30 protein-coding genes are annotated in these 25,978 nt (G+C 44.5%); 13 read left to right on the plus strand and 17 right to left on the minus strand.

The window, feature by feature from the left end; translation table 11 throughout:
- A partial coding sequence (locus tag RMO55_RS14815) for a TIGR04168 family protein (RefSeq protein ID WP_310427674.1) occupies positions 1-891 on the plus strand: 891 nt, incomplete at its 5' end.
- A 69-nt stretch (positions 892-960) separates the two neighbouring features.
- On the opposite strand, the gene RMO55_RS14820 is transcribed toward RMO55_RS14815, so the two are convergent.
- A complete protein-coding gene (locus RMO55_RS14820; protein ID WP_310427676.1) occupies positions 961-1,452 on the minus strand; it encodes a thioesterase family protein in 492 nt (163 codons plus the stop codon).
- A gap of 29 nt (positions 1,453-1,481) precedes the next feature.
- Between RMO55_RS14820 and RMO55_RS14825 the strand changes: the two genes are divergently transcribed.
- Positions 1,482-2,537, plus strand: coding sequence for an aromatic ring-hydroxylating dioxygenase subunit alpha (locus RMO55_RS14825; protein ID WP_310427677.1), 1,056 nt, complete (start codon positions 1,482-1,484; stop codon positions 2,535-2,537).
- 64 nt (positions 2,538-2,601) lie between these two features.
- On the opposite strand, the gene RMO55_RS14830 is transcribed toward RMO55_RS14825, so the two are convergent.
- The 3 genes from RMO55_RS14830 to RMO55_RS14840 all read right to left on the minus strand — a co-directional run bounded on the left by RMO55_RS14830 (position 2,602) and on the right by RMO55_RS14840 (position 4,098).
- The gene (locus tag RMO55_RS14830; RefSeq protein WP_310427678.1) at positions 2,602-2,940 is read right to left on the minus strand and encodes a DUF760 domain-containing protein; all 339 of its coding nucleotides are present in this window, start codon (positions 2,938-2,940) and stop codon (positions 2,602-2,604) included.
- Positions 2,941-3,138: 198 nt separating this feature from the next.
- A complete protein-coding gene (scpB, locus tag RMO55_RS14835) occupies positions 3,139-3,714 on the minus strand; it encodes an SMC-Scp complex subunit ScpB (protein ID WP_310427680.1) in 576 nt (191 codons plus the stop codon).
- Positions 3,715-3,834: 120 nt separating this feature from the next.
- Complete coding sequence (locus RMO55_RS14840) at positions 3,835-4,098, minus strand: TIGR02450 family Trp-rich protein (protein WP_310427682.1); 264 nt, start codon at positions 4,096-4,098, stop codon at positions 3,835-3,837.
- A gap of 49 nt (positions 4,099-4,147) precedes the next feature.
- Here RMO55_RS14840 and RMO55_RS14845 point away from each other — a divergent pair, with 49 nt between their 5' ends.
- On the plus strand, positions 4,148-4,333 hold the full coding sequence (locus RMO55_RS14845; RefSeq protein WP_310427741.1) for a DUF1272 domain-containing protein: 186 nt from the start codon (positions 4,148-4,150) through the stop codon (positions 4,331-4,333).
- Between the two features lie 32 nt (positions 4,334-4,365).
- On the opposite strand, the gene RMO55_RS14850 is transcribed toward RMO55_RS14845, so the two are convergent.
- The 3 genes from RMO55_RS14850 to rpmG all read right to left on the minus strand — a co-directional run bounded on the left by RMO55_RS14850 (position 4,366) and on the right by rpmG (position 7,157).
- A complete protein-coding gene (locus RMO55_RS14850) occupies positions 4,366-6,372 on the minus strand; it encodes a ribonuclease R (protein ID WP_310427684.1) in 2,007 nt (668 codons plus the stop codon).
- Positions 6,373-6,692: 320 nt separating this feature from the next.
- Positions 6,693-6,908, minus strand: a complete 216-nt coding sequence (gene rpsR / locus RMO55_RS14855) for a 30S ribosomal protein S18 (protein WP_310427686.1) — start codon at positions 6,906-6,908, stop codon at positions 6,693-6,695.
- Positions 6,909-6,962: 54 nt separating this feature from the next.
- Positions 6,963-7,157, minus strand: coding sequence for a 50S ribosomal protein L33 (rpmG, locus tag RMO55_RS14860; RefSeq protein WP_310427688.1), 195 nt, complete (start codon positions 7,155-7,157; stop codon positions 6,963-6,965).
- Between the two features lie 130 nt (positions 7,158-7,287).
- Between rpmG and RMO55_RS14865 the strand changes: the two genes are divergently transcribed.
- Complete coding sequence (locus RMO55_RS14865) at positions 7,288-8,019, plus strand: cytochrome c biogenesis protein CcdA (RefSeq protein ID WP_310427690.1); 732 nt, start codon at positions 7,288-7,290, stop codon at positions 8,017-8,019.
- A gap of 297 nt (positions 8,020-8,316) precedes the next feature.
- Complete coding sequence (locus RMO55_RS14870) at positions 8,317-9,708, plus strand: cytochrome c biogenesis protein (protein WP_310427692.1); 1,392 nt, start codon at positions 8,317-8,319, stop codon at positions 9,706-9,708.
- A gap of 39 nt (positions 9,709-9,747) precedes the next feature.
- Here the strand turns inward: RMO55_RS14870 and RMO55_RS14875 are convergent, their stop codons facing one another.
- Together RMO55_RS14875 and RMO55_RS14880 are read right to left on the minus strand one after the other, a co-directional pair.
- Positions 9,748-12,042, minus strand: coding sequence for a PhoD-like phosphatase (locus RMO55_RS14875; protein WP_310427693.1), 2,295 nt, complete (start codon positions 12,040-12,042; stop codon positions 9,748-9,750).
- A gap of 43 nt (positions 12,043-12,085) precedes the next feature.
- Positions 12,086-13,279, minus strand: a complete 1,194-nt coding sequence (locus RMO55_RS14880; protein ID WP_396134332.1) for a glycosyltransferase family 4 protein — start codon at positions 13,277-13,279, stop codon at positions 12,086-12,088.
- 671 nt (positions 13,280-13,950) lie between these two features.
- Between RMO55_RS14880 and RMO55_RS14885 the strand changes: the two genes are divergently transcribed.
- Positions 13,951-14,166, plus strand: coding sequence for a hypothetical protein (locus RMO55_RS14885; RefSeq protein WP_310427697.1), 216 nt, complete (start codon positions 13,951-13,953; stop codon positions 14,164-14,166).
- A gap of 41 nt (positions 14,167-14,207) precedes the next feature.
- Here the strand turns inward: RMO55_RS14885 and RMO55_RS14890 are convergent, their stop codons facing one another.
- Positions 14,208-15,374 carry a pyridoxal phosphate-dependent aminotransferase gene (locus tag RMO55_RS14890; protein WP_310427699.1) on the minus strand — a complete coding sequence of 389 codons (1,167 nt, stop codon included), beginning with the start codon at positions 15,372-15,374 and terminating at the stop codon, positions 14,208-14,210.
- Positions 15,375-15,578: 204 nt separating this feature from the next.
- Here RMO55_RS14890 and RMO55_RS14895 point away from each other — a divergent pair, with 204 nt between their 5' ends.
- The 5 genes from RMO55_RS14895 to RMO55_RS14915 all read left to right on the plus strand — a co-directional run bounded on the left by RMO55_RS14895 (position 15,579) and on the right by RMO55_RS14915 (position 18,917).
- Entirely contained in the window at positions 15,579-15,941 is a 363-nt protein-coding gene (locus RMO55_RS14895; protein ID WP_310427701.1) for a VOC family protein, read from the plus strand.
- Positions 15,942-16,114: 173 nt separating this feature from the next.
- Positions 16,115-17,206 (plus strand): DNA polymerase beta superfamily protein, encoded by a 1,092-nt coding sequence (locus tag RMO55_RS14900; RefSeq protein ID WP_310427702.1) that lies wholly within the window; start codon positions 16,115-16,117, stop codon positions 17,204-17,206.
- A gap of 263 nt (positions 17,207-17,469) precedes the next feature.
- Complete coding sequence (locus RMO55_RS14905) at positions 17,470-17,982, plus strand: GNAT family N-acetyltransferase (protein ID WP_310427703.1); 513 nt, start codon at positions 17,470-17,472, stop codon at positions 17,980-17,982.
- Positions 17,983-18,018: 36 nt separating this feature from the next.
- Complete coding sequence (locus RMO55_RS14910) at positions 18,019-18,228, plus strand: glycogen debranching protein (protein WP_310427704.1); 210 nt, start codon at positions 18,019-18,021, stop codon at positions 18,226-18,228.
- Positions 18,229-18,296: 68 nt separating this feature from the next.
- Entirely contained in the window at positions 18,297-18,917 is a 621-nt protein-coding gene (locus RMO55_RS14915; RefSeq protein ID WP_310427706.1) for a PIN domain-containing protein, read from the plus strand.
- 1 nt (position 18,918) lies between these two features.
- Here the strand turns inward: RMO55_RS14915 and RMO55_RS14920 are convergent, their stop codons facing one another.
- From RMO55_RS14920 to secE, 5 genes are all read right to left on the minus strand, one after another.
- Positions 18,919-19,305, minus strand: coding sequence for a VOC family protein (locus RMO55_RS14920; protein ID WP_310427707.1), 387 nt, complete (start codon positions 19,303-19,305; stop codon positions 18,919-18,921).
- A 264-nt stretch (positions 19,306-19,569) separates the two neighbouring features.
- A complete protein-coding gene (rplA, locus tag RMO55_RS14925; protein ID WP_310427708.1) occupies positions 19,570-20,277 on the minus strand; it encodes a 50S ribosomal protein L1 in 708 nt (235 codons plus the stop codon).
- Between the two features lie 67 nt (positions 20,278-20,344).
- Positions 20,345-20,770 (minus strand): 50S ribosomal protein L11, encoded by a 426-nt coding sequence (rplK, locus tag RMO55_RS14930; protein ID WP_309731566.1) that lies wholly within the window; start codon positions 20,768-20,770, stop codon positions 20,345-20,347.
- A gap of 13 nt (positions 20,771-20,783) precedes the next feature.
- Complete coding sequence (gene nusG / locus RMO55_RS14935; RefSeq protein WP_310427710.1) at positions 20,784-21,416, minus strand: transcription termination/antitermination protein NusG; 633 nt, start codon at positions 21,414-21,416, stop codon at positions 20,784-20,786.
- Positions 21,413-21,649, minus strand: a complete 237-nt coding sequence (gene secE / locus RMO55_RS14940; RefSeq protein WP_310427711.1) for a preprotein translocase subunit SecE — start codon at positions 21,647-21,649, stop codon at positions 21,413-21,415. Before secE ends, nusG begins: the two co-directional genes overlap by 4 nt.
- A gap of 469 nt (positions 21,650-22,118) precedes the next feature.
- On the opposite strand from secE, the gene RMO55_RS14945 reads away from it, so the two are divergent.
- Entirely contained in the window at positions 22,119-22,898 is a 780-nt protein-coding gene (locus tag RMO55_RS14945) for a sigma-70 family RNA polymerase sigma factor (RefSeq protein WP_310427714.1), read from the plus strand.
- A gap of 119 nt (positions 22,899-23,017) precedes the next feature.
- On the opposite strand, the gene RMO55_RS14950 is transcribed toward RMO55_RS14945, so the two are convergent.
- Positions 23,018-23,455, minus strand: coding sequence for an NUDIX domain-containing protein (locus tag RMO55_RS14950; protein ID WP_310427715.1), 438 nt, complete (start codon positions 23,453-23,455; stop codon positions 23,018-23,020).
- Between the two features lie 118 nt (positions 23,456-23,573).
- Here RMO55_RS14950 and RMO55_RS14955 point away from each other — a divergent pair, with 118 nt between their 5' ends.
- Positions 23,574-24,227: a glutathione S-transferase N-terminal domain-containing protein gene (locus tag RMO55_RS14955; RefSeq protein ID WP_310427717.1), complete on the plus strand. Its 654-nt coding sequence runs from the start codon at positions 23,574-23,576 to the stop codon at positions 24,225-24,227.
- Positions 24,228-24,250: 23 nt separating this feature from the next.
- Here the strand turns inward: RMO55_RS14955 and RMO55_RS14960 are convergent, their stop codons facing one another.
- The gene (locus tag RMO55_RS14960) at positions 24,251-25,894 is read right to left on the minus strand and encodes an HD domain-containing phosphohydrolase (protein WP_396134334.1); all 1,644 of its coding nucleotides are present in this window, start codon (positions 25,892-25,894) and stop codon (positions 24,251-24,253) included.
- Positions 25,895-25,978: the final 84 nt, after the last annotated feature.

Genomic DNA, 25,978 nt, shown 5'->3' on the forward strand with positions numbered 1-25,978 from the left:
GCCATCGTCGGGGATGTTCACGACCAATGGGACAAAGATGATGCGATCGCTCTCGAACATTTGGGCGTAGATTTGGTATTATTCGTCGGGGACTTTGGCAACGAGTCGGTGGAGGTAGTCGCCCGCATTGCCAGTCTAGACATCCCCAAAGCGGCGATTTTTGGCAATCATGACGCTTGGTATACTGCCAGCGATTGGGGTCGCAGCAAGCGCACTTACGACCCACTGGTAGAAGATCGCGTTCAACAACAAATCGATTTATTAGGTGCGAGTCATGTCGGTTATGGGAAATTAGATTTACCCCAATTCAATCTGTCGATTATCGGTAGTCGTCCTTTTAGCTGGGGTGGCCCAAGTTGGAAGTATAGTGACTTTTATGAAGAGCGATATGGTGTTGATAGTTTTGCCGCTTCGACTGGGCGGATTGTGGAGATGGGCAATAATTCTACATGCGATCATCTAATTATCATTGGGCATAATGGCCCAACTGGACTAGGTGAAGAGCCGGAATCTATCTGTGGTAAGGATTGGGGGGAACCAATGATTGGTGGCGATTATGGCGATCCTGACTTGGAAGAGGCAATTTCCATCCTCCAAGCGCAGGGGAAATCGATTCCGCTGGTAACATTTGGGCATATGCACCATAAACTCAGGCATACGAAGGAACGCCTACGTCAGCCAATTATCGTCGCTCCAGATGGGACAGTTTATCTCAATGCGGCAAGGTGTCCGCGCATTCTGGCGACGATCGAACGTACCCTTCGTAACTTTTCGCTGGTTACTATTGTAGGTGGTCGGGTAATTCAAGCTGGTTTAGTCTGGATGACTGAAGATTTTCAAGTAGGTTTAGAAGAAGTCTATTGGAAGAGAATTGATTCTGATGACGGGTAATTAAACTCTAAAATTGTCTAAAACCTAGATGGTGGATATTGCCCACCCTGTTCACTATCCACTTCCCCACTACTCTCTCATTTTCACCAACGCATCTTTAACCGTATTTGGCAACTGACGCATAATTTTACCCTTTTCTCGATCGACAGCTACTAGTGTCACCATCCCAGTTAGATAAGTAATTTCTCGATCGATCGATTGAATCTCATATTCCCACACGATTCGCACGCCTTCCATATCGATCGTTCGAGTCTTGATAATTGCCGACTCACCCATCTTCAAAGCGCGGTGATAGCGAACAGATAAATCTACTACAGGTAAATCGCAACCCATCCCCACTAAATCGGCAAAATCAATCCCGATCGATGTCAAACATGCTACCCGTGCTTCTTCCATCCAAGTTAGATAAGTACCATGCCAAACAATCCCGCCATAATCGGTATGATGGGGATATACCACGATCGGGTATTCAAACCAGTTTTCGGAAATGGCTTGGTAAGCCAATTTTTCAATCGCACTCTCGGGGGGGATTTGGGAACGAATATCCGTAGATTCTGACATAATTGGTAGTTTTAATTAATAGAATAAAGATGTTGGCGATCGAACAGAAGCAAAATTTCCTCCGCAATATTTGGTATTATGCTTTACCTGGAGGACAACTTAAAACAGGTCAGATGTTTGCGAAACAACTCCTGGGCGAACCAGTTGTGTTTGGGCGGACTCTTAGCGGTGAGGTATTTGCACTGCGAGATATCTGTCCCCATCGGGCTGTACCTTTGAGTTGTGGACAGTTTGATGGTACAGAAATTGAGTGTGCTTATCATGGCTGGCGATTTGATGAAGCAGGTGAGTGTAAGCTGATTCCAGCTCTGAATGACAAGCAAGATTTGGATTTGAGTAAGTTTCAAGTTCGCAGGTATCCAGTACGGGAAGTACAGGGGAATATCTGGATTTATATGTCCGAGGGGGAAAGGGATCGCACCGAACCCACGCATCCAGTTCCGGTGGTGGCTGGATTTGAAGGTATGACTTATCAATCTGCATTTACGATGAAGTTTCCCTGCTTTATCGATCATGCCGTGGTAGGCTTGATGGACCCCGCCCATGTACCGTTCGTTCATCGGGCTTGGTGGTGGCGATCGGATGCTATTCTGACAGATGAAATCAAAGCCTTCGATCCTTCTCCCTATGGCTTTACCATGCGCCGTCATCGGTTGGAGCGACAAACATTCTTTTACAAGTTAATTGGTGGCGATGCGGAGGTAGAAATCGCCTTTGGGCTACCTGGGGTGAGGATCGAGCAAATTATTACCAATACCAATCGCGTTGCAAATCTAACTGTTATCACCCCGATCTCTGAGACAGAGACAGAAGTAACCACACTGTTTTATACGACGATTGGATGGGTTAAACCATTGCAGCCACTAATAACGCCATTTATCCGTACTTTTCTCGGTCAAGATCGGGATATGGTGGTAAAACAACAGATCGGATTAAAATACAATCCCCCATTGATGTTGATTAGAGATGCTGACACTCAGGCAAAATGGTATTATCAACTAAGATCGGAATTCACGAAGTCGAATGCCGAAGAGCGCGAATTTGTCAATCCAGTTAAATCGCAAGTCTTGCACTGGCGCAGTTAATCAGTTCGAGCAGATCGATGTCATCCCACCCGCTGCTGGTGGGAACGCTCCAAAATCCAAAATCCTAGGACCGATCGCCGTCGATCGAACTCGAACCTGTTAACATATCTTCCAGCTCCATGCGCTGTTCCATTTGACGCAGAAAATAGCCTGTCATCATTGCCGAACCCAGTAGATTCGCTAGGTTGTCTCGATCTGTGTTCACTTGGACGCTAAAGCCATCACTCGGCAACATTCCCAGTAAGCCTTGAATGTTGTGGGTGATAATATCTTTTACCTGGGGAGTTGTAGCCTTAGCGATTTGGGCTAAGACTTCTGGGGATTGATGTTGAAGATACTTGAGTAATTGGTTTACCTGAGCGTCTTCAGATTTGCGTTCCAGAAAATCAGGATTAAATGCCATTATGACTTAGTTAGATGGAGCGAGGTGAAAATCGGTTTAGTTTAAACTATTGACGTGATATGAATATGATACTGTGTTATCGATCGAATCGTAGTGAGAATATCGCTGCTATTAGTGTGCCCTCAGAACGGTTATCCGCATTCACCCACTTGAAATTAAGTTTAAAGCTAAAAAGATCGGCTGCCAATTGTACATTACTTAGTTTGACTCGGTAGTGAAATCCACCCCGTCATGCTCTTCATGCTCCACAGCAATAGTTTCTGCCTCATTTGCACTAATTGGCTCGGTAGTAGCTAATCCTAACTGTTGGATTGGTAAATCATTGAGTTCGTAGGTGCGGTTAAATTTATCTGTCACCTGCAATAGTGAGGAGCGACTTCCTGCTTGACGGCGTTTGCGGACGAATCCGACTTCGACGAGTTCTTGAACGTGTTGATAGGCACCACTTCCCCTTAATTCTACCAGATCGGTCTGGGTAATCGATCCCTTAATTGCGATCGCCGCCAATGTCCGTAATGCACCCGTACCGATTTCGGCGGGAATCATTTTGTCGATTAAAGTTTGGAAGGAGCCGCGTAACTGGAGCGTATAGCCAAGTGGGGTTTCGACTACTTCGAGGGCACTATCACGGTGGGCGTAGTCGTCCATTAGTTCCATCATCGCAGTTTCAGCGGCATCTCGATCGCACCCCGCACATTCAGCAATAAATGCTAAATCGAGGGGCTGTCCCTTGAGATATAAGATGGCTTCGATTTGACTGGCGAGACGAAACATTCTTTAGGGGTTAGGGATTAGGTTTTCATGTTAGTAGTTTAGACACTGCTCACCATCTAGGTTCGATCTCGATTTTAATCCAATAGATTTCGATCTGCTGACTGTACAGGCCACTCAATCTTACTCGAATAACACCAATTCATCTTTTTCTAGTGCCATTTCGTCGAGAGATTGCCAGCCTGGTTTCCATTGATTCGTATCTTTGGTGGCTTGAGCATTGATCCAAAACCTGACACTAGGATCGCAGGATGATAGCATTTCGGCAAATACCCACGGACCTTCATTCTTGCGATTGACTACTTGAAAATGTCGCCATCCCCACATTTTCTGGCTAGCCGTCCATTTCGATCCGAGTAAGTGAGGGAATTTTTGTTTTTTTGCCATGAGCGTGCAGTGGATTTGGTGAGAGATTAACCTAGTAGCAATAAATAACATTAGGAAAAATGCGCTCGAACTCAGACCAAATTGCGAACATTGTCATAAGATGTTGCTACCAGACTCGATCGAGGCACACATTTGTACCTGTGAATGTATATTTTGTGCTACTTGTACAGATGGCATTTCAGGCAATAATATTTGCCCAAACTGTTGTGGTGGCTTTGTTTTAAGACCGATTTGATCGTCAAAAAACTAGTGAGTAAGTCAAGAACCCTAATCTGATTGACTGATGATTTCCCGCAGATGAATGATATCCTGACGTGGATCGACTAGCACGACTTGAACTTGGATACGTTCGCCGATATCTGCCCAGCGCGGGAACTTCATTGCGAGTTCGATCCCTAAATCTTCGATCATAATTAGGGCTAGGCTTTCGTCTTCACGCAACCAGCGTAAGAAGATTGCATCCCATTCCCGCTCACTCGATCGATTAAAATACTCTAACGTCCAGTAGCGATTGGTTTGGCGTTCGACCATATTCGCTTCATAAATATTCGTCCCCAAACCGAGCATAATTTCCTGTAAGCGTTCGACTGTGAATGGTAGTTCGTCGCCGCGTAGGTGTGCTTTGATTTGGAAATGGGAGATTAAGTCGGTATAGCGGCGAATGGGCGACGTTACCTGAGAATAGGTGTTTAAACCCAATCCAGCATGTCTGGATGGAGAAGTTGACATTTCACTGCGTGGCATACAGCGACGGACGGCACAGGAGCGGGCAGGGCCGACTGGGATGAGAATTAGTTCTTCTTCGGGTGGTAGTTCTGGTTGAGGTTGTCCGCGATAGGGGAGAGGAAGATTATGATCTTGCCCGTACTTCGCCGCGACTTCGCCAGCGAGAATCATCATTTCGGCGACTAATTTCCGCGCGCGATTGTCTTCGATCAGTTCGATCGAGACTTCATCGCCATGCACTTTGACTGTAGACTCTGGCATGTTGATGTTAATCGAACCTTGGGAGAGTCGCCATTGCGTCCGCAATTTAGACGCTTTCGCAATTGTCTCAATTTCGCGTTCGCCAGGAATCCCCAATTGGAGCATTTCCTCAACATCCTCATAAGTGAGGCGGTAGGTCGGCTCGATCGTGCTTGTAGTTATCTCATATTCCGCCACCGCACCAGTTGGATCGAGAATTACCCCAAAACTAATGGCACAGCATTTTTGTCCTTGTCGCAGGCTCATTGGCCCTGTAGCCAGCTCCGGCGGAAACATCGGAATCATCCCTGTGGGGAGATAAATTGTGACGGATCTTTTCCGTGCTTCCAGGTCGAACCGATCTTCAGGCGATAATAGCCGAGTGGGATCGGCGATATGAATCCATAATTTTTCGCGTCCATCTGGCAATATTTCCAGACTCAAGCCATCATCGATCTCTTGGGTACTCTCGTCATCGATCGTGTACACCTTATGATGAGTAAGATCGACTCGGTGTGCTAAATCGAGATCGACAGGCGGATTAGTTAGTAGTTCATGCGCCACGGTTTGCATCTGGTGTGAGAAGTGAACGGGAGTCTGAGCGCGGCGCAGATGAATGTTTTCATGGATGCTCCACCAGCCCAATTCTACGAGTAGACTAAATACCGCTTGCTGAGTTTGAGATCGATTGAGGGCGGTCAGATATTCTCCCAGCTTTTGGGGTGGGGCATCAGGATTGAGGACGTATTTTTCGAGCACCTCTAGCCGCTGTTTGTCGGTGTCTTCCCATTTGACGGCGGTACCTGCTAGTTGCTGTTGAACTCGATCGATAAATCCTTGCTGTTCCCGTTCTTTTTGCTCTTTGACGGTGGCTTGGTGCTGGAGTTCGGTAACTTGAGCGCGACTGCGGGCTTCGTATTTGTCTTCTTTCTTGTTCTTAAAATAAATCTTATCGCCTGACAGCAGCACATGGGCAGCATAACAGAGGACGGGGGTGCGATCGGAATATAATAAGTCTGCTAAGGTCGGCGGATCGACAAGCTCGCCATCTTCTACTAACATTTCCCAAGCAACTTCTAGATTATCCGGATCGATATTCGGGGCGACTTCGGTGCTAAATTTATTAATCTCTGCTGGCTGTTTGCAGCTAATCCCAGCAACTTCATAGGTAATATCGCGAGGATGGAGCGTATGCGATTGAGTCCGACTATCGATCGCAACCCAGTGTTTTTTCCCTTCTGGACGATCGGCAATGGCTAAGCGACGTTCTCCATTGTGCCAAAATTCAACTAGAGTTCCCTTCTCCACCCCTATACTCTTCCTTTGCAGCAGTTAATTACTACATGTTATTTAGTTAGATTTCAGTCTTAGTGCTCCAACGGAGTCTTCTCCAGTCTAATGCGAATACAGGACAACCGCTAAATTTAACTAACAGCTAAAAATTTCGCCTTCAACTTTCAACTTCTTGCACCGATCTTAGCCGTAGCGTTGGCGATAGCCTGCTGTAGGCACAGCGTCTCCGTCAGGAGAAGTGTCAACTTTCCACTACATATGGGGGAATGTGAAGACATGAAGTTTGCTGGAAACATGTAAGCCACTAGCAACCCTCAGTCCTCATCCCTTGCTATTTAGCCCTCGACGTTGATGAATGGCATCAAAGCGATTTGACGAGAGCGTTTGATTGATAGTGTCATGTCTCGTTGTTGTTTAGAAGTCAAACCCGTGATTCTGCGGGGTAAAATTTTTCCACGTTCGGTGACAAACTTGCGGAGTAAATCTACATCTTTGTAGTCGATTGGTTCACCTGGTTTGATGGGCGATAACCGTTTGCGAAAATAAGCCATAAATGTTAGAGGGTAGTGGGTAGGGGGTAGGGAGTAGTGAATTTCACTAGTTACCTACTTAATCTCTTTGTGAGTCGTGTGCTTGTTGCAGTAACGACAGAACTTGCTCAACTCTAACCGTGCGGTGGTGTTCCGACGGTTTTTCATAGTTGTGTAGCGGGATACACCAGCAGAGCGTTTAGCAGTATTGCTACGGCACTCGGTGCATTCCAATGTGATGATAATACGAACGCCCTTTTTAGCTGCCATAATCTTTACAGACCCAACGCGGGAATAAAATAGACACAGTCTATAATTATCTCATGACTGTTACTCGATCGGCAACTAATTATCGATCGATTGTTAATTGTCATTGGCGATACTTTGTTATTTTATCCCTATGACTGACATTCAGACTGCATTATATCAACTCGAACACTTTGCCGATCGACTAGTCACTCAGCAACTGACTCAGATTACCTGGGTATCTGTCGTGACGATTTTCTCCGCTGGATTGCTCACCAGTCTAACGCCTTGCACCCTGTCGATGTTGCCAATTACGATCGGCTATATTGGTGGCTACGAATCCAAGAGCCGTTGGCAAGCAGCGCTACAATCGACATTTTTCTGTGGGGGCATCGCCACAACGTTAGCTGGATTGGGGATTTTTGCGGCGGTAGTCGGAAAAGTCTACGGTCAAATTGGCGTGGGATTGCCGATCTTCGTGAGTATCATCGCCATCCTAATGGGCTTAAACCTCCTCGACGCTTTACCCTTTCAACTTCCAGATTTTGGTGGGATGGATTGGATTTCCAAAGATTTACCGAGTGGGGTGCGTTCTTATCTATTGGGTGTCACCTTCGGTTTAGTTGCATCACCTTGTAGCACTCCAGTACTAGCAAGTTTACTCGCGTGGGTGGCGAGTACTGGAAATATTTGGCTGGGGGCAGTCTTTTTGCTAGCATACACCGCTGGTTATGTGGCACCATTGATACTAGCAGGTACATTTACAGCTTCAATTAAAAAGTTATTAGAAGTACGTAAATGGTCTGGTTGGATTACCCCGACTAGTGGGGTGCTATTGATTGGATTTGGGGTGTTTTCATTAATAACTAGAATTCCAAGCTTTTGATATTTGAGTTTGTTTGAATCGCCGCTTAGATCTTTACCCCACCCCAGCTTTCCCATTTATAAGGGTCGCTTCATACAAGAAAAAAATTCCTAGTTCACTTCAGTGAACTATTGCTATCAGCCCGAAATTCATTTCAGGGCGGTTGAAGACTAAGCCGTAAGGTTTTGCATCTTTCTTTTCTTGTGTAAAATTACCCTGCTTTATAAGGGGGGTTGAGGGGTAGATTAACCTAATCAGAATTCTAGTTAGAGTTCAACATTAAGTATCAAGACAAAGACAAATAAAAAATAGTAACAGATGACGATCGAATCTAACCAATCCAACGAAATATCCTCAATTAATATCCTCCAAATTTCCCAACGCTGGTGGAAGAAGAAAATAGTACCAGTCATTGCCAATCTTAAATTTGCGATCTCACTAGTACTAGTTATTGCCGTCTTGAGTATCACTGGCACATTAATCGAACAAGGAGAAACACCAGGATTTTATCAAACTAATTATCCCGAAAAGCCTGCCTTATTCGGCTTTTTGAGTTGGAAAGTAATTCAAGTTGTTGGGTTAGATCATGTTTACAGAACTTGGTGGTATTTAGGGATACTAGTACTGTTTGGAATTAGCCTCCTAACTTGTACCCTGACAACACAGCTACCGATGCTCAAGTCAGCACGGAAGTGGAAATTTTATGATAATCCTAAATTCTTTCAAAAGTTAGCCCTGAGTGCCGAAATTGACGATCGAGATATGGCCGCACTCACCGAACAATTGCAGGTAAAGAAATATAAAATATTTACAGAAGGAGATAAACTTTACGCACGGAAAGGTTTGATTGGTAAAATTGGGCCGATCGTCGTTCATGTCGGAATGATTCTAACTTTGCTCGGCGGTGTCTGGGGAGCAATGACAGGTTTCATCGCCCAGGAAATGGTAGCAAGTGGAGAAACATTTCAAGTCAAGAATATCCTTGATGCCGGCCCTTGGGCGAGCGGACAAATACCAAAAGATTGGTCTGTCAAAGTGAATCGATTCTGGATTGACTATACACCTTCAGGTACTATCGATCAATTCTATTCCGACCTGTCAGTCATCGATAATAATAGCCAGAAAGAACTCGATCGACAGACAATTCATGTTAATAAACCACTAAAATATCAAGGAGTTTACTACTATCAAACTGATTGGTCGATTTCTGGAGTGAAAATTCGCCTGAATAATAGTCCGATCTTTAGACTACCTATGGCTCAATTAGGCGACGGTGCTCAAAACCGAATTTGGGGAACTTGGATTCCCACCAAACCAGATTTAAGTGAAGGCGTTTCACTCCTCGCCAAAGACTTGCAAGGAACATTACTCGTTTATGATACCAAAGGACAATTAGTCTCCAGCGTGCGAGCTGGTAGCTCCGTCGAAGTTAATGGCGTAACTCTAAAAGTCCTCGAAGTAATCGGTGGTACAGGGTTACAAATTAAAGCCGATCCTGGAATTCCGGTCGTTTATTTAGGCTTCGGTTTATTAATGTTAGGTGTAGTCATGAGCTATTTCTCTCACTCTCAAATTTGGGCAGTAATTAAAGACGGTAAATTGTATCTAGGCGGCCGCACAAATCGCGCTCAAGTGGTGTTCGAGCGCGAAACGATCGACATCATCGAACGGCTCCAGTCTGTGGGTGAAGCTCAAGTTATCAGTAATTAAACCCGATCTCGTGGATACTGAATCGACTCATTACTTGGTTCAGTTCAAACTATCTGTTGGCAGCAGTCTTGCTTGGGAGCATCGATTTTGATTCACCTCCATTGCAATTTGATATCTGGAGATCGATAGTGGCACATCCACAGGATCGGACTTACATTGATGATAGTCTAAGTCAGCGATCCAGTAAACATCTTGGATAGCAACAATTGTTAGATCGTCTCGATGCCAACTAACGATCGCTAGATTATTAAAGCCAATTACTTCGCCACCACTATAAAAATATCTGCGAATTAATCGGTGTAATTGAACTAAGATATTATGTTCGACTGAGGTATTCTCTTCTAACTTAATTATTTTAAATCTAATCAATCGTAACTTTCCCCACCAATCCGGTTTAAAATCTCGATATAAATTGGTAAATAATCCTTGCCATTTCATCCTTGGTGGTGAAAATGTGCCCACACAAGTTCGCCTAAATTCTGGCAACAACAATGCTTTTAGCTTACTTTGGAGTATCTTAGCTAATCGCTCCTCGTTTTTGCAAGGACTGGCAGTAAATTGGACGAGTTGAGTCGAATTATGCTCTCGATCTCGATAGGTAAACTCCATCGCTCCGGCGTAATGAATATCGCCAGTGAGGACGATCGCTCGATCGCGAGTACGCGCGATCCGATCGAGTAATTCTGCCACTGCATCGAGGCGAATGTTCCAAGCATCACCGACATCAGTGGCGAACATTTTACCGCGATTGATTTGATGGTGATGTACCCAGTCGATTGCTCTGAGTCCGAATAAATTAGTCGGCAAAATAATCAACACTTCTTTGCCCTGAGCGAGATCTGAATTTAAGTAAGTAGTAATTTGAGCATCCAATCCAGACTTGCTTAATAACCGTGGGGGGGCATTCAGTTTAGCATTTTGAGGATAACCCCGCTGAGTCCGTGTATCACAGACGATCGCCAGATATCCACCACAATCGATCGTGTAATGCCAAGTTAAAGATTGCCGATCGCGAGCTAAAATTAAATCCTCTCCATCGATCGCAAACTCCGGTAAATTAGAGTGAGACTGGCGGGGCGGTAATCCCACATATCGACCAATTTCCTGTTCGATGGATTCATCATATCCCCGCGTATAAATTAACTCTTGTAACCAGCCAAACAATCGATAACCGCTCGTTCCTGGCTCGAATTGTGCTGGAGTATTACCCCATCCTTGAAATAAACTGTAGGCGAGTAACGCATTACTCACAACTCGTCGCCCTAGCGGTTTGCCCAACACCCGCAGACACCAAGCCTGATTGAGATTCCAGTCATCGCTGACATCATGATCGTCAAAGATTGAATAGGTGACAGTATTCGCCAAAACTCGACGCACAGCCCACAGCGACTGAATAAAGCTATGCATATCTGCAACTTCTCGATCCCAGGCTGCGGCTAATTTCACCCCGTCACAGCCCATCTGTGCCCCACTGGGTAACTGTTTTGGCCAAACTATCGGCGACCAAGCGAGTAAATAAGCAGCACAATATTCGCCCAATCCAAATAGGTGACTATGGACTTTCGATCGCTTGCGATGCAATCCCGCTGTAAAGCCACCGACTTTCGTAGCAATTTCACCCCGTTCGCCGCTCGGTAATTCCTTGAGTGTGCTATATCTAGGTCGATCCCATGTGCCGATTGGTAATTTTTCATCCCAGCCCAAAATTAATTCCCCTAAATGTGTCGCCACCCAAAGTAGGGGACTGGCGACATCATCACCATAGATTTGATCGCCTGTCAAAAATAATTGCTGGGGACGAGTATCCGGTGCATCGGCATTGGCAGCTAAAAGGCGATCGAGAATGGCGAGAGCATCTTGTCCGTCACCGTGGGGCTTGCGACAAGAACCGTGGGCAATTTTGACGCGATTGAGATCGATTGGTGGTAAGACAAAGGTCGGCAAATCGTGAGGGAAATAACTCACGCATACCGATGGATATTCAGCAGAAGTTAGAGCTGTAGCTAAATTATATTTAGTCTCCCCGATGGTAAATTCCAGATCGTAGGCATAAATTTCACCCCGATTTAATGTTTTTCCTTCAGGATTAGTAGCGGAGATCGTCACGATGTGGAGCGATGTCCCGACGGTGACTGTTTTCCGCACCCCATTCGCGATCGGTAGGTCGATCGTGCTACCGCAATCGAGAGTACTATATACCTGCAAAGATACCTGTGCAGGCAACCGCAAAGCTAACCACACTGTCACGACCTCCGTCGTCGTATGTCGCAACATCGGCCCCGCTAGGATGAGTGGCAGTCGATCGATATTTAATTCTGGAGAATCGTTAACCATACCGAACGATGATGATTGGTACCGTTATTCTACCTACTTTAGCCTAAAGCCGAATAGACTCTCTTACTCTTGTCAGCGCAGTAGTATAGACAGTCTCAGTTTGAACGGCAATTTTCCGCCAATTAAAGCGTTTCCCCAGTTCCTCATAGGCATTGTCTGTCAACCACTTCGCATAGCCAGGATTTTTTAGGACTTCCAAGATTCCCCAAGCCAGGGAATTGCAATCCCACTTCCAGGTGACTATCCCCGTTTTGGTATGCCTAACTACTTCCGCCAGTCCCCCAGCATCAGAAACTACTACTGGTACCCTAGCGGCGAAACTTTCTAGTGCGACGATTCCAAAGGGTTCGTACAGACTGGGAAATACCGCACAATCGGCAACGGTTTGGAATTTATCTAAATCTTCGTCAGACATAAAGCCAGTGAAAAAGCACTTCTCCCAAATCCCTAAATCCCAAGCCTGTTTTTTTAATCCATCGGTATTACCACCGCCGATGAAGATGAGTTTGGCATTACCACCCAGCTCCCACAATACTTTAGGCGCAGCATTGATCAGGACAAATATTCCCTTTTCATAGGTCATTCGTCCCACATAATAGACTATTTGTTCGTGGTCGGCGGCAAACCTGCGCCGAAAATCCCAGAAATCAAAATCTTTAGGACGTTGTTTTTTCTCAGGGCGAATTCCGTTGTAGATGATGCTAATTCTTTCCCAGGGACAGCGGAGGATTTGCCCGACTTCCTGGCGCATGTACTGACTACAAACGATCGTTTGTGCGGCTGCTTCCACTAATCGTGTTTCTTGAGAGTGGACGTATTCACTGCTGGGATTGTGAATGCCATTATGTCTTCCAAACTCTGTCGCATGAATGGTTGCAACGATCGGGATTTTAAAATTTTCGCTCAGAGAAATCGCTGTATCTGCTACCATCCAGTCATGAGCGTGGATCAGGTCGAAATCTTGAGTCATCTCCAGCAATTTCGCGCCATATTTGCTCATACTGTAATTCATATTGCCAATCCAGTTAAAGATATCTTGGCTGAATCCAGCGACGGGGACACGGTGGACGTAAATACCTTCGATAATTTCTTTGGCTGGTGCTTGACTGAATTCGACAGTAATGAGATGAATCTCATGACCTAATTTAACAAGCTCTGGGTACAACTCAGCACCGTGACGAGCGATTCCCCCAACGAGGCGCGGTGGGAATTCCCAAATGAGAACTAAAATTTTCATCGCTACTGGTTGCACTACCGTCCTTTTCCCTAATTGGCGATCGACCATTTGGCATTGGATTCAAATGCTGTGGACAATGGGAACTGAGAATATCTGAAACTCGATCGATCTTGCTAGATTTTGATGGTGGTAGCTAGATTCCTTCTATTATATCCAGAGATCGTTGGCGTTGGCGCAGCCTGCCGTAGGCACAGACTCTCCACTGGCGAATCGATTGGGTCTTTTACAAGGAGGAACCGAAAATTATATTCAATCCCGTACACTCATCGTAAACCTTCACAGCCGATTCACGATCCTTCCGACCTAAATTCTTAACAAAAAATTCCACAACTATTTGAGGGTTTTGTGGATTAATATGGGAAAGTCGATCCCCATGTCGATCGAGTGTGAATTAGCAAGTTTTGCCTCGATCCCTAAAATATAGTAACTAACCCAAGTTGCTAGTTATAGGTTTTTAGTGGGATGGGTGTTAGGTTTTAGCTGTTAGGTTTTAGGCTTTAGGTTGTATCCAATCGCTAATACCCAATACCTAATACCCAAATCTTTAACCTTGGTTATAACTAGCAACCTGCGTTAACTATTGTCTCTACCTACGAATAAGCTGTTGTTGCTACGAATTGAGTCGCAGCGATAATGGTACGAACCCCATCCCACCTCAACACTTTGTGTCAATGCAGGCTATTACTAAAATTATTTGTCCTAATTGTGGCAGTCCATCAGCCGAACGCCACAACATCCTCGAACAAGCACTCACTCGCACCCAATGTCGCGACTGTGACTATTTACTAGTAACATGTCAACGCACTAATCGCGTAGTCGAAGCCTACGCCCCAGGTATGGATTTTGGTAAATCCCGCAAAGCCATCCTCGTTCGGAATATGGGATAGGGAGTGTGGGGGTGTGGGTGTTTCTTACTCCCCCACACTCCCTATCCCATATTCCGAATAAACAGCTCCAACCGATCCATGCCTTTCTCGATCGTGGTGAGATCGGTAGCATAGGAGATGCGAATATGGTCATCTGCACCGAATGGTTGTCCAGGAATGGTGGCAACTTGCTGCTGTTCCAGTAACTGCCGGCAAAAATCTAGAGATTTGAGATTCGTGCTGCCAATATTAACAAAGGTATAAAAAGCTCCATCTGGTTTGGCACAAGTTAAACCTGGAATTTGATGCAGACGATCTAAAATTACCTGTCGTCGGACGACAAATGCTTGGCGCATAGTCTCTACACAGTCCTGAGAGCCTTCTAAAGCGGCGATCGCTCCGTATTGAGCAAAAGTACAAACATTCGAGGTGCTATGCCCTTGCAGGGCACTAGCGGCTTGAATCAGTGCGACTGGAGCAGCGAGATAACCGACTCGCCAACCAGTCATTGAATAAGCTTTGGCAAATCCATTACTAATAATCGTCCGCTGAAAAATGTCTGCACCAAGGGCACCGATACTGACTTGTTCGACTCCATCGTAGATAATTTTCTCATAGATCTCATCGGAGACCACGAGGATATCTCGATCGACAATCACTGTTGCCAACGCTTGTAACTCAGTGCGGGTATAAACCACACCCGAAGGATTGGATGGAGAATTGAGAATAAATAGTTTCGTCTTCGGTGTAATTGCAGCGTCGAGAGCCTCTGGCGTAATTTTATAGCCAGTACTGCTGTTGGTATCGACAATAATCGGAATACCGCCTGCTAATTTCACCATTTCAGGATAACTCAACCAAAATGGTGCCGGAATAATTACCTCATCGCCAGGATCGATGAGAGCCATCATCAGGTTGTAGAGCGAATGCTTGCCCCCATTGGTGACTAAAATATTGGCAGCATCGTACTTTAAATTATTATCACATTGGAGCTTATTCGCGATCGCTTCGCGTAGTTGCGGTTCCCCCGCCGCCGCACCATACTTAGTCTTACCCAAATCTAATGCCCGTTTCGCAGCATCTTTAATATGTACTGGAGTGTCAAAGTCAGGTTCTCCCGCACTGAAGCTACAGATATCTTTGCCATCCTTCTGCATTGCCTTCGCCATAGCGGAAATGGCGAGGGTAACAGATGGTTGAATTTCAGTGATGCGCTTTGCCAATTCCATAACTTTTTCTGAATACTCCCCAGCCATCTCGCCCAATGTTGTTACACTGTGTATAGACGATTTGTCTTTAGTTTTTTTAATATAGTTCCCCAAGCGTAGCAATTATAAACCCATTTGGGCGGCTTTAGGTTTTGTTTTGAGCTTGAGGTTCTCGTCATAGGGTGGGCAGTGCTTGCCAAAAAGGTTTCATGCTAATATAACATAATGATTACATCTGCTCTGGTGACGATCGCGAGTGTTGATTTCGATCGATTAGTAGAATTCTACACCCAGTTGCTGGGAGCTGCTCCCGATCGATATATTCCAAATGTTTATGCAGAATTTCCCATTGCTGGTTTACGGTTGGGGATTTTTCGCCCCAAATCTATCAACCAGGACGAATTTGGATATCATAGTCAGAGTGGGATGAGTCTATGTCTAGAGGTAGATAGTCTCGAAAGATCGATCGACAAACTCGCCAAACTCGGATATCCCCCACCAGGACAAATTACCATAGCCTCTCATGGTCGTGAAATCTACGCCTACGACCCCGATGGTAATCGCTTGATCTTACATCAGGGAAGTTGAAAGTTGCGGCGCGCGTCCGCCTTTGTTTCCCGATGGTTAAGCGCGACAAGACAGAAAGTTGAAAGTTATTAAATACCTCTTGCTAGCAGTCTGTCGAGCAACCGAAAATAATTGGTTTACTGAATTAAGATCGATCCTTTACCCCTTCTCCCCTTACCCTTTCTTCATAGCCTATGCAACGTCTAGAAGTCGAACAACGCACAATCTTAATTGGCTTGGCGGGTAGTCACGGTTATGGATTAAATCGTCCCGAATCAGATCTCGACTATCGGGGGGTATTTATTGCTGGTAAAAAGTATTATTTAGGATTGGATAAAGTCGAGCAAAAAGATGGTGGTTGGGATACCGAACCAGGGATATTTGATTTTCTCACGGGAGAAAAGGATACGGTAATTTACGAACTGAAAAAATTCGTACAGTTATTGGCTGGAGCTAACCCCAATATCCTAGAATTATTATGGCTTAAACAATATCCGATCGAGACTGAAGTTGGCAAATATCTAATTCAACATCGGCAAATGTTCCTGAGCAAGCGCGTCAAGCACACCTATTCGGGTTATGCTTTCGCACAAATCAAAAAAATCGAATCTCATCGCAAATGGTTGCTCAATCCACCCCAGGAAAAACCGACTCCTGAAAAATTTGGTTTGACAGCAGAACAACCATTGAACAAGGAAGAATTGCACGCTTTTTTGGAATATCTTTATAGCTTGGTGCGCGGTAAGATTGAGTATCTGTCAGAAGCTCAAGAATTGCATCAACTATTAACTGGAGATATCGACTATAAGGGATTGTTGAAACAACACCATCTCACCGATGATGTCTTAAAATACACCCAAAACCTAACGAATAGTCGTGGCGATTTTATTAAACTGCTCCAAAAAAGTCAGCAATATCAAAATGCCCTACGAGAGTGGAATGCTTACCAATCTTGGCTTACCAATCGCAATCCCACCCGTGCGGGGATGGAAAGGCAGTCAGGTTTCGATCTCAAACATGCGATGCACTGTATCCGATTATTACGCAGCGGCTTAGAGATTTTACAATCTGCTGAGGTATTTGTCGATCGACGAGATGTGGGCGATGCTGATGAACTCAAAGCAATTTTGTACGGAGAGTTTACTTACGAGCAAGTAACCGAAATTGCCGATAATTTGGTTGCCGAACTCGATCGCGCCTACGATAATTCTAGTCTCCCCCGCCATCCAAATCTAGCCGCCATTAATGAGCTGTGTATCGAGTTAATCGAAATGCAGGGATGGTAAATTTAGTGGATAGTGAATAGTGAATAGTGACAATATTTGTAGATCTGTAAGTTAGGTTGAAGAATAAAACCCCACAACGTTGCTGAACTGAGCTACTTTTGAAAAAAGTTATCTCCTCTTTTCCTAATCCCGAATTCCGAAACTAGATCTGAACGCCTTCGTGTTGGAGCAACCATTGTTTACGCTCCCATCCGCCTGCATAAACAGTAAATTTCGCTTTAGATTCAACTTATGCGATGACAAAGCCTTATACTTAAAGCCTAATGTTAAAAATTCGTCCCGCCACACCAACAGATGTCAATGCTATTTTTGAATTAATTTTAGGTTTAGCAGTCTATGAGAAACTAACCGATCGAGTGACTGGATCTAGCGATTTATTGCGAGTGCATTTGTTTGGAGATCGACCTTATGCTGAGGTAATTGTTGCCGAATTAGACGATGCTCCACAAGAGAGGCTACGCCAACGAGTAGTTGGATTTGGACTATTTTTCCATACTTACTCTACATTTCTTACTCAACCAGGACTCTACCTCGAAGATGTATTCGTCTTGCCCGAATATCGCCGTCAAGGTGTGGGAAAAGCTTTAATGATGGCTGTTGCCAAAATTGCTTTCGATCGAGGTTGTGGGCGGTTAGAGTGGTCCGTACTGGACTGGAATCAATCCGCGATTCAATTTTATGAGAGTCTCGGTGCTACTATTTTACCTGACTGGAAAATTTGTCGAATGACCGCCGAAACCCTAGCGGAGATTGCGACTAGATCGCAAACTGAGTAAAATTTGAGGAATACAGTACAGCAGGAATCGAGATTGATGCTAACAATTTGGGTAAACGAACAATTAGATCCTGGCGGATTGATGTATGCCTGCATTGCGACTCGGAGCGAAGAATTAGCCAGAGAATGTCATGAATCTTTCGATCGGCATCTTACTACCGAGCAAAAACAACTAGGCTGGATTGCTAGTCTTCGCACGGTTGGATCGTGGGATGAAGTACCAGTTAATTCCCTAAATTTGGGTTAAATAGAATTAAGCGTTGAGAAACCGCGCCTTGGAATACAAAGTCCGCCTATGCGGACTGAAATACTTGTATGAATCCTCTCTCTGTTGTAAAAAACGCGCCAGCAACAATTCTGTTCATTGATTATGAGAACGTTACTCAAGTCAGACTGGTAGATCTCCAACAACCCAATCTCAAAATCTTTATTTTTGTGGGTTGTGCTCAAGTCAAAATTCCGTTCGAGCTAGTCAGAGAAGCGCATCTATTGGGTGAGGCGGTGGAGTGGATTGGGGTGGAAGGTAGTGGCGCAAACGCGCTAGACTTTCATATCGTCTTTTATTTGGGTCAAATTAGCCTCAAATCTCCGGCTGCTGACTATGTAATTCTCTCACGCGATCGCGGTTTCGATCCGTTGATTCAACATCTTGCCAAGCGCGGTATTTCCTGTCGCCGCATCGATAGTTTGGATGTGTTATCTGGTCGGACGGAATTGACATATTCTCAAGATTTTCTTTCTGATATCGCGATCGCTAAATTATCCGCTGCTATTCCCAAGAGCCGACCGAAAAAGAGATCGACTTTATATACGTATTTAAAATCAGTTTTAACTAAATATCAACCGAGCGAGCCAGAAATAAAACAATTACTCGATAGTTGGTTCGTGACTGGAAAGGTTACTGAAATCAAGGATAAAATTAGTTATAAATTTTGACCTAAACCTCATATATTTCCAAAGGTAATTTATCTGGGTCTTGAAAGAAAGTAAATTTCTTACCTGTTATTGGATCGACCCTAATTGGCTCTACATTAATCCCCTGGGATATCAAATAATCTACATTCTCTTCGATATTGTCCACCTCAAAAGCTAAATGTCTCAGCCCACAGGCTTCTGGCTTACTCGGTCTTGGGGATGGAGACGGAAATGAAAATAGTTCGATGGTGTCTCGATCGGAAATCTTAAGATCTAGTTTATATGAATCTCGTTCAGATCTATAAGTCTCATGAATTACGGAGAACTTGAGGATATCGACATAAAACTTTTTCGATGCTTCGTAATTAGAGCAAATTATCGCAATATGATGGATTTTATTTATTTTCACTTTTATTTTCCTCGATCTAATAACTTTATTAAAAGTTAGTGAGGCTATAGGGTGTGTTAGCAACAGCGTCGCACCAACCCACCAGAATAATTGTGGGTTATGCTATCGCTAGCGCACCCTACAAAAGCTTGGTCCTACTCTATAATCGTAGCGATATATCTTGGGATGAAGATCTCGACATTCTTATCGAAAAGGAGAGTAGGGGTAATTCATGAATTACTCCTACTCTCCTTTTCTCGTGTAAATAATCGAACTATTTACTAATTATTCTGCTTTAATATCGCGGAGAGTGCTAATATCGACTTCGATCGAAGGCCCCATCGTTGCAGAGACGTACATACTGCGCCAAAAGCGACCCTTAGCACCAGAAGGACGGTTACGATCGATACTTTCTTGGAACGCCTTCAGATTGACGAGGAGGTCTTCAGGAGCGAATGCTGCCTTACCGAAGAGAATATGCACGATCCCAGCTTTGTCTGCACGGTACTCTAGTTTACCAGCTTTGAACTCGGCGATCGCTGCGCCTAAATCGGTAGCGACAGTACCCGCCTTGGGCGAAGGCATCAAACCGCGTGGACCGAGAACCCGACCTAATTTAGCAATCTGGGGCATCATATCAGGAGTAGCGATCAATAGGTCGAAATCCATCTTTCCAGCAGCGATTTCGGCAATTAACTCTTCAGAACCAGAGATATCGGCACCAGCAGCAGCAGCTTCAGCCACCTTTTCACCACGGGCGATGACAGCAACGCGGATAACTTGTCCCGTACCTTTTGGTAGAGCAACAGTCGTCCGTAATTGTTGGTCAGTATACTTAGGATCGATACCTAGACGGACGTGAACTTCAGCAGATTCGGGAAATTTAGCAGTAGCTGTCTCACCGATTAGTTTCATTGCTTCGAGGGGTTCGTAAGCACGAGCCTCGATTTTCTTGGCTAATTCTTGATAACGACGGGAATACTTTTTGGTCATGATTTTTACTGGGGTAACTGGCGAGGTTTAACCTCTCCCCCAAATATTGGTTGTTGTGGATAAAAAACTAGTCAACGATGGCGACACCCATATTGCGGGCAGTACCAGCCACGATTTTCATCGCTGCATCGATGTCATTTGCATTGAGATCGGGTAATTTGATTTGAGCAATTTCTTGTAATTGCGCCGAAGTAATTTGACCGACTTTTTTCTTGTTGGGTTCGTTGGAACCAGTTTCGATTTTGGCGGCTTTCTTAATTAGTACGGAAGCAGGAGGTGTCTTCAGTACGAATGTAAAACTTCGATCTTCAAAGATCGATATTTCTACGGGGATGACCGTGCCAGTTTGCTCGGCAGTTTTGGCATTATATTCTTTACAGAATGCCATGATATTCACACCATGTTGACCCAGGGCTGGGCCGACAGGAGGTGCGGGGTTAGCTTTACCAGCATTGAGTGCTAGTTTGACGATTGCGACTACTTTCTTTGCCATTGGATGTGTTTTATTAGCCCTGTCTTTGGACTTGGTTAAATTCGAGTTCTACGGGGGTATCTCTACCGAAGATAGAGAGCAAGGCTTTTAGTTTACTCCGTTCGGGACTCACTTCAACGACCTCACCTGCAAAGTCCTTAAATGGACCAGACATTACCATTATTTTATCGCCTTCGGTCAGATCTGTCTTCACAACCGGCTCTTGCTCGAGAGCTTGTTTAAAGATCCGATCTGCTTCACCGCGAGAAAGCGGTAGTGGTTTGACGTGTCCGCGTCCGCGCCCATAGCCGCGTTTCTGCTCTGAGCCGACGAAATTGATCACGTTGGGGGTATTTTTAACTACCTGCCATGCATCATCATCCATCGACATGCTCACTAAAACATAGCCTGGGAAAACTTTTTCCTCTGCGGGTGTCTTGGTACCATCTTTTTTGAGCCGGATGGTAGGAGTTTGAGGAATCTCGATCTGGTAAATTCGATCGCCCATCCCAAAGGAGTGAATCCGTTGTGACAAGTCAATTTTGACTCGATTTTCACATCCAGATGCTACTTGGACAGCATACCACCTGGCAGGTTCTTTGGCTTTAGGTCCACGATCTCGTTCGTCAAGATCGTCATCGATATCTTCGTCTCGAATAAAACTCATACAAACACCTTACCAGCAGCCCAGCTAAACAGGTTGTTGACCAAATAAATGGTCGTAGCTGATAGAGAGACCATCGCAATTACAGCTAAGGATTCACTAATTAGTTGTTGACGGCTGGGCCAAATTACTTTGGTGAGTTCGGCTTTACTATCTTGGATGAGTTGAACCGGATTGAATCCAGATGTTGATTCGGCTACTGCTGGTTCAGTTTTGGGTTCGGCTTTTTTGACCATAGTCTCTAACTTCTCTTTACGACGAGAGGATCTGAGGTTAACAGATTTCTAGTTTACCTGAAATTTTTGTCTCCTGCGCGGCTAATTAACTGGTGCTGCTCAATTGAGATCTGAAAGGGGAGTGGGGGTGTTGGGGTGTTTATTACTCCCCCTACTCCGTTACTCCCTTTATGAATTACCAATTACTGTTACCGCATCGACATCGTAGTGTTTGTCTTTACGTAAATCCACTGACTTAACAAAAAAACACCAAACAGTATTTCCGTAGATCGACGCTGTTAGGAATCGGGGTATGTAGACAAGAATGTAGCAGTGGAGAGAAACAAGTAAATAAGTCCCAACCGAAATTGATTGCTTGCACTAATTCCCTAGTTTCCGATGTCCGAACCCCTCTGATGTGATTATGCCCATTTATGTGCAAATTGCATCACTCCAACAGCATCTATCTTGAAATAAGGTTCTTTAAACGATGGCTACTCAGGTTTCCGCTCATTCCGAATCGATTTCTCTACTGATGAACTACTATCAACAGCCCAGTGTCAAGGTTCGTAATCAGTTAGTTTTATTGAATGCTGGTCTCGTCAGACAAATCGCTCATAGAATCGGTCGTCAATGTGCAGAACCCTATCAAGATTTGGAACAGATTGGTTACTTAGGATTAATTCGGGCGATCGAACGCTTTAATCCTCACCAAGGCTGTGCATTTAGCTCTTTTGCAGTTCCATACATCAGAGGCGAAGTCTTGCACTTCCTGCGCGATAAGAGCAGTGTCCTGAAGATTCCTCGCCGTTGGCAAGAACTCCAAAAAGAAGGCGAAAAAGTTCGTCAACAACTAACAGCGAAGTTGGGTAGAAAAGTTCGCGATGAAGAAATCGCCGCTGTCTTGAATGTGTCTGTGAACGAATGGCGTGAAACTCAAGCCGCAGAGCACAATCGTCAAGCCTTAAGTTTAGATGCTACTGTAGGACAAATGTTGGACTGTCCAGTTACTTTGGGTGACAGCTTACCAGACAATCGCGAACAACAACGTCAATATGTAGAAGAAGAACGCCAGCAACTAGAAGGTGCGATCTCCGAACTCGAATCTAAAACTAAACAAGCCATCGAATTTGTTTATATCAAAGGATTACCTCGCAAGGAGGCTGCTAAAAGAATTGGGGTCAGTCCGATGACCGTTACCCGCCATCTACAACGCGGTGTTAAGCAATTATCTACACTCTTACACCCAGAAGAAGCATTGATGACCTAGTTCACGAAAACCTCGCCTGCTAAGGCGAATCGAATCAACGCTGAAGATCTAGCATCCGCCTAGTGTTCGCATAACTGAATTCGCTGTCTAGGCTGCAAAAAAATGACCCTTTTTACCAGCTAAATTATCAAGAGGATTGAGTCATCCTCTTGTTTTGTCATGACTACGGTATCATTATTTGCCAAATAGTCTTTAATTCTTTCGATTTGTTTTTGAATTGTATTTTGTGGTATTTCATTAATATGAAAATACTTTATCTCTTTTGCTTCTTCATTAATTTGAATATCGCCTGAAACGATTTTGCATTTATAGGAAAAAACCAAGTCATTGTGCTCTGGCTTTGAGTATATTCCAATCAGTTTCTCTACTACAATATTTAATCCTGTTTCTTCTTTTACTTCTCTAATGACACACTCCCATGGTGCTTCACCATCATCGACACCGCCACCTGGTAAATTCCAGAGATCGTAGTCATTCCTCAAGCACAAGAGAATCCTATTTTCTGAATCCACAATGATTGCAAATGCACCAATCGTAAACGTTTGCTTTACACTCATTTTTCCTCACAAATAAAAATAATATCTGCAGCATTTTGCTAATAGCAATTATAGCTCAATTCGATCTATATTTTTGCAGTGTAAATGCAGTAAGATAAGGTGTCGATCGAGAATTTATATGATGAAACTTTATTATAGTGTCACGTCACCTTATGCGCGAAAAGTGCTAGTTCTGATTCAGGAAAAAGGCTTGGGAGATCGGGTCGATCTGACATTGTGCAATCCATTTGCCGATGTCGAGAAACTACAACGAGTTAATCCCCTGCGCAAGATTCCGGTCTTAATTCTCGATGATGGTAGTTCTCTGTATGATAGTCCGGTTATTTGTGAATATCTCGATAGTCTCGGTGGCGTACCTCGACTCCGCGCTTTACAAGTAGACTCTCTGCAAGAAAATCGAGATATTCCGATGATTCCGACAACCGGAATAGATCGATTTAATGTGCTACGCCAACAAGCGATCGCGGATGGAATTATGGATGCAGCAATTGCGATTGTGATGGAAACTCGCCGCACTGATGCCGAGCAATCGACAGCGTGGATAAACAGATGGGCAACAGCAATTAATGCTAGTTTAGATGTCCTAGAAACAGAGATTCAAAATAGTGATGATAACATCGATGTTGGTAAAATTACGATCGGTTGCGCTTTGGGATATTTGGATTTCCGTTTGTCCGACTTACATTGGCGGAACGAGCGAGGATACTTGACGAAATGGTTCGATCGATTTGTCACTCGCAAATCAATGAAACAGACAGTCCCAATCGATTAATCTACAGATATTTGGTAAATTGTCTAGCCATTAATTCTATTATCTACAATGGCGTAAACTTGACGCTGCTCGAATAGAGCTAAAAGATTGCTGTCGATCTTGCCTGCGGTGGCTTCTTGACGTAAGATTGCTAAGGTTCGATCGAGTGATAAACGCGGTTTGTATGGTCGATCGCTGGCAATTAATGCATCATAAATATCGGCGATCGTCATAATCTGTGATTGGACGGGAATTTCACTAGCCGTTAAACCTTGGGGATAACCGCTACCGTCTAGTTTTTCGTGGTGAGAAACAGCAATATTGGGGACATATTTGAGATGTTTCGTCCAGGGGATTTTGCGGAGAAAATCGTAGGTATGGCTGACATGAGATTCCACGATTAACCGTTCGGCGGCGGTGAGCGAACCTCTGGGAATTAAGAGTTGTTCGATTTCGGCTGGGGTAAGCAGGGGTTGGAAATTACCATCGAGATCTCGGTAGGTATATTGTGCTAGTTGCTGTAGATCGGTGACAATTTCATCTAATTTTTCGGTAAATTCTGAGGTACAAACGACATCGGGTTGGTTGAGTTTATTTAATAGTTCCCAGTAAGATTGTAATCGATCGAGTCTAGCTGTCAAATCTCGCTCTAATTGTTGTAAATAGCCACAGTGGAGACAATTATCTCCCGATTGGTGATGATGTCCCAGGGGTGAACTGAGTAAGTAGGTAAATTTCTGCTCGGCGCATTCTAGTTCCCAGGTACGGCGGAGCAAATTGAAGCGATAACTGAGTTCGGTGAGTTGATGGGGATAGAGTTTTTTACCTTTTTGAACGATGGCTTCGGGAATACTAATTTTGCCAAAGTCATGGAGCAGTGCCGCGTAGCGAATTTCCTGGATCTGACGATCGCTAAAGCGGATCGATTTTAGCATTCCCGTGTCCACCGTATTGACTTCCTGACTCAGCCGCACGCTCAAATTGGCGACTCGCTCTGAATGTCCTGCGGTGCTGGGATCGCGGTTTTCGATTACCTGTACGGCGGCTGTCACAAATCCCGCAAATAGCCCCTCGATGCTCTCTAAAAGGTGATTGCGCTCGATCGAAATTGCGGCTTGGGAAGCCAGGGAGCGTACAATTTGTTGTTCCCATTCAGAATAGGGTTGAGTAATCGAGAGCGCGTTCTCTGGTGTAATCTGGAGATCGGTTTGGATCTTGCGATCGATCAGTTGTAATACGCCAATTGTTTCGCCCTCCCGATTTTGCATCGGTAATACCAGTACAGAGACAGTGCGGTAGTTAAATTCTAGATCGAAATGGCGATCGAATTTGTAGGGCACATCATCGCCAAGTGCATACGCATCAGGAATATTCAGGATTTTGCCTGTAGTTGCGACATATCCCGCCAGACTCTTAGGATTGAGGGGAATACTCTTCAACTGAACGGAAATATTTGGGAGAGAATCAGTCTGCGCAGCTTTAAATATTAACTTTTGTTCGCTATCGCTCTGATCGACCAAATAAACGCTACCCGCATCACTACAGGTAATTTCCCGACTTTTTGACAAAATTAAATCGAGTAGTTCTGTTAAATTAAGACAATCGGACAGTGCCGTCCCGATGGCCAGTAATTGCTCGATCGTTTCCCGTTCGGTGGTAATACTGGTAAGTGAGTGGGGAAATGTCAGCACGAGTATACCAAGTTACTATACGTAAATACATTCAGGTCTGAAACTTTTCAGCTTCGATCTTTGGCATAATTCGACGACGCT

It is taken from the genome of Chamaesiphon sp. VAR_48_metabat_135_sub (assembly GCF_031418915.1).
In the GTDB taxonomy this organism is placed as follows: Bacteria; Cyanobacteriota; Cyanobacteriia; order Cyanobacteriales; family Chamaesiphonaceae; genus Chamaesiphon.